Source organism: Microcystis sp. M53603_WE2 (genome assembly GCF_030065435.1).
The window spans coordinates 1-3,260 of sequence record NZ_JASJFF010000134.1 but is presented as its reverse complement, the minus strand read 5'-3'; the positions used below and the strand labels follow the sequence as shown (position 1 = coordinate 3,260).

At 41.6% G+C, this 3,260-nt stretch carries 3 protein-coding genes and 2 pseudogenes; all 5 read right to left on the bottom strand.

Going from position 1 to position 3,260, the window contains the following annotated elements; genetic code table 11:
- Positions 1 to 249: pseudogene (locus PX481_RS03170) on the bottom strand (hypothetical protein); the annotation flags it as partial.
- Positions 224 to 484: a PIN domain-containing protein gene (locus tag PX481_RS03165; RefSeq protein WP_004159736.1), complete on the bottom strand. Its 261-nt coding sequence runs from the start codon at positions 482 to 484 to the stop codon at positions 224 to 226. The gene PX481_RS03165 and the pseudogene PX481_RS03170, both read right to left, overlap by 26 nt.
- 1 nt (position 485) lies before the next feature.
- Positions 486 to 749: an AbrB/MazE/SpoVT family DNA-binding domain-containing protein gene (locus tag PX481_RS03160; protein WP_002764252.1), complete on the bottom strand. Its 264-nt coding sequence runs from the start codon at positions 747 to 749 to the stop codon at positions 486 to 488.
- Between the two features lie 304 nt (positions 750 to 1,053).
- Positions 1,054 to 2,412 (bottom strand): IS4 family transposase, encoded by a 1,359-nt coding sequence (locus tag PX481_RS03155; RefSeq protein WP_002764098.1) that lies wholly within the window; start codon positions 2,410 to 2,412, stop codon positions 1,054 to 1,056.
- A gap of 287 nt (positions 2,413 to 2,699) precedes the next feature.
- Positions 2,700 to 3,260 (bottom strand): annotated as a pseudogene (locus tag PX481_RS03150) (ATPase); the annotation flags it as partial.

Below are 3,260 nucleotides of genomic sequence, written 5' to 3'. Positions count from 1 at the left end.
TTCAATATGAATCAAAATCCAGACTTCTTGTCCCTCAAGTAGCCAAGCCTTATAAAGTTTGTCAGCGAAACGTTTTTTTGTCTTTGCTGAAGCGGTAATCCGTTTGAGTTCTTTTTCCAGGGATTCGGGAATTTTTGTCCAATCAATTAGTTGGTGAACTTCAGGAAAAAAGAAGCATAAAAACGCTTCAAAATACTCGGTTAATGCTTCTTTCCAGGGTTCATCATAATTGGCGGTTTCTGATGTCATGTTTATATGGATTCGGTAAAATTTCAGGATTTATCTGGCTGATAAGTTGCTTGAAAATAGGAAGCGCTAAGGGAATTTTTTTATAAAGATTTCGCTGGCATTCTTCTAATACTTGTTCTGAAATAAGTATTTTAAATAAGCCAATTTCAGCCATTGTCAGCACTGCTCGACTTGCACCTGTTTTAGAAGCTGCACCGGCAATTAAGATACTGGAATCAGCAAAAATCCTCTTCATCTTAATGTTTTTCTTGGTATATTTTTTGCCTTTCTTCGTCTAATCCTTGTAATAAATCATTTAGTGTAACATTGGCTTCTTCTCGAATTGTTGTAATTTGGTCAGACAGTTGAGGGACTTTGGGTTGTTGTAAAGTCAACAAAATAATACCCTCAATTTCTATTAAATTTAATAAATCTCCTTCGCAAATATTGAGTTTATCTTGGATAGCTTGAGGAACATTAATTGTTCCATTTTTTTCTAAGCGAATAGCAAAAGACTTCATGATTGATAAGTAGGTAGGCGTTAAAAATTATCAGATACCCCTCTTAATAAGGGGGGACTAAGGGGGGATCGGCACCCCCCTTATCAAGGGGGGCAGGGGGGATCGAACCTTAAATCGATTTTTAATTTAATTATAACCAGCTACTTATTTATTGACGTGATTTATTTAGAATAATAGCATTTTTTGATAGTGCGGTCTGCTCCTCAGAAAATCCAGAAAACGGGTTTCTCAAAGAAACCCGTTTTCTAAGGGGTTAGGTTTCGGGGATCGCAGGCTGTTCAGTTCTGCGAGCATTGGTGAGAAGTTAAGCTTGTGTGTAATTTGTCAAGGGGTTATTGAAAAAAAATTGGGGACTACTTCGTTGCCGGTCAGGAAAAGGTGCTACAATCAGCTTGACTGTTGATTTTCGCTTTGTTTTGACAACTCCTAAATCCTGGTTTTTCGGAGAGGCGAAATACTTAACTGGATCGGTAGCTAAACCTTTTTGATAGGCGACATTAAAATGATAAAGACCCCGATAAATCATCTCTAAAGAAATGCGGTCAAAGGGCAGAACCAACTCATCGGCAACGGCATCACCCAAATCAACTAAAACAGCATAAAATAACCAAGTTCCCCAGATTTGTAATTGAATACCATTGAGTGAACCCGTCCATAAATAACTCAAGCCAAGTAATCGCTTAACTGTATTAAAAGCTTCTTCAATTCGCCAACGTCGTCGATATAAATCAGCTACTACATAGGGAGGTAAAACCGTAGGATCGAGGACAGAAGTTAGATAGGAATGCCAAATATTTTTTGAGCGAACTTCCACTAATCTGAGAGTTAGAATCGGAGTATTATTCTTGCCACAGCCTAGCCGAATTAACTTATCCCGCAATCCGTAACTATCACTAAAAACTTTGACGATTTGGATAGATGCTCCCTTTTTTAGGCGAGTAATAAAATCAATTTTTGCCTCGATTAATCGCTGCCAGAAGAAAAAATGATAGAAACCTCGGTCAAGTAATAATAAAGTCTTTGTTTTTACCAAATTGAGAATGTCTTTTTCAAAGTTTACCTCAGAGCTATTAGGATTATTCCTAAACCAAATCTCGACGGGTAAACGGGTTACTAGGTCAATTACTACCCCAATTTTTCCCGCTAATTTTCCAATCGGGACATCTTCAAGACTTTTTAACTTACGAAACAAAGCTTCAAGTGTTGAACCATCTACTATCCAAATTTCTGCAAAAATTGAGCGGGTAAATTGAACACTTTCTGGTAAAGGACGATTGATTCGCTCATGAGATTTTTGTCTTAACTGAGGAAGTAATTCTTTTAAAACTTTCTCAAATAAGATAGCTGGAAAAGTCAAAAATCTCTCAGAAATAGCTTTTTGAGTGACCACCGTTGGCTTGATCCATAAAAACCCTTCTCTGGCTAACAGACGAGTTAAATCTTGAACTCCTGGAACATTTCGACCCAACAAAGTTAATACGGCAGCTATCATAAAAGGGAGGTTAAGAATACGATTTCTTAACCCTAATTGACGGTAAAAGGCTTGTTGAGAATGTATGGCGGGGGTTAATAAAGCTTCGAGGGAAGCGGCAACCGCTTCATTTTCTGGTTGAGGTGAATGTTGTTTCTTCCCATGATCTCGATTGGTTTTGGCGCGTTTCATCTCTGGTAATAATATTATCAATTGCTTCTATTTTAAGTGTTCGGACACGAGCGACACTATGTTATTTGTACGAGGTGAAGAGCGATCCCGAAGGGATCCGCGAAGCGGCACGCCATATCTAGACAAGCGATCACCCCTATCTAGTAAGCGATCGCCCTATAAGCGCAAGAACTCACCTCCTGTCGCCATTAGGTAAAAATAGTCAAAACCCAGACTTGGCAAACTTTTCCTGCTTACAATAAGAATTGTAACAATAAGCTTGACAAATTGCAGATAATCTTAACTTCTCACCAATGTTCTGCGAGGATGGCTGAACTGCCGTTGATCGCAGCGGCAGCCACCGGGTTGAGTCCCCAAAATGCCCCGACTGCCACCACTAACAGGTTGGGCAGAGTAGCGATCGCCAAACTCTCATAGGCAGTGGCAAGGGTATGTTGCGCCAGGGCAAAGGTGTAGCCAAGGGGCTGGAGATCGTGGCTGTGCAAGATGACATCTGCGGCCGCTTCAAAATCCCCTCTCCCTAGAGAAATGACCACCTGATCCTCCCGGGCAGCCAAGCAATCACTACCACTGTCGGTTATCCAAGCCACCCGCTTACCTTGGCGGCGCAACTGTTCTTGGAGTCCCTCAACAGCAGCCGCATCGGTGGCGAAGTAGATGCACTGATAAGGGATGCCCCAACTCACCAGCAGCTACGGGGTAGTCAAGTCCTGAAAACTTTCGCGAGTAAAGGCCAGAGTATCCACCTGAGCCAGCTTTTCCAGTACCCTAGCATTGCGGATGTAAACGCCTTGTTGCGCTGCCGCCGTCAGGGCCGAAACCACTGCCAAGGGAGTAACGCCCCGCAG

Bases quoted from the DNA above. Each gene is read 5' to 3' on its own strand.
- PX481_RS03165 (WP_004159736.1), bottom strand. From the start codon at position 484: ATGAAGAGGATTTTTGCTGATTCCAGTATCTTAATTGCCGGTGCAGCT.
- PX481_RS03160 (WP_002764252.1), bottom strand. From the start codon at position 749: ATGAAGTCTTTTGCTATTCGCTTAGAAAAAAATGGAACAATTAATGTT.
- PX481_RS03155 (WP_002764098.1), bottom strand. From the start codon at position 2,412: ATGAAACGCGCCAAAACCAATCGAGATCATGGGAAGAAACAACATTCA.